Consider the following 558-nt stretch of genomic DNA (forward strand, 5'->3'; position numbering starts at 1 on the left):
TGGTATGGCGACAGATATCCCACCTCACAACGTTCGTGAAGTGGCTGACGCAACTATCCATCTGATCGACAATCCGAAAGCAGAATTGCCTGAAGTTATGCAGTTTGTGAAAGGTCCAGATTACCCAACAGAAGCGGAGATCATTTCGCCTCAAGCGGAAATTGAAAAGATCTATCGCAACGGCCGTGGCAGCATCAAGATGCGTGCGGTATGGCATAAAGAAGGGTCAGACATCGTCATCACGTCGATTCCACATCAAGTGTCTGGCTCGAAGCTGCTTGAGCAGATCGCAAACCAAATGCGTGCGAAGAAGCTACCAATGGTAGAAGATCTTCGTGACGAATCGGATCATGAGAACCCAACTCGTATCGTAATCGTGCCACGTTCGAATCGCGTCGATTGCGATTTGCTGATGAACCACTTGTTTGCATCTACTGATCTAGAGCGTAGCTACCGTGTTAACTTGAACATGATTGGTTTGGATAACCGTCCTCAAGTGAAAGGTCTCGTACAGATCCTATCTGAGTGGATTGAGTTCCGCCGCAGTACCGTGCGTCG

Annotated in this window: 1 protein-coding gene; it reads left to right on the plus strand. The window is 48.6% G+C overall.

The genetic code is table 11. The features are described 5' to 3' along the window. A partial coding sequence (locus R8N49_RS29475; RefSeq protein ID WP_318190742.1) for a DNA gyrase subunit A occupies positions 1-558 on the plus strand: 558 nt, incomplete at both ends.

Source organism: Vibrio sp. 1978 (genome assembly GCF_033344345.1).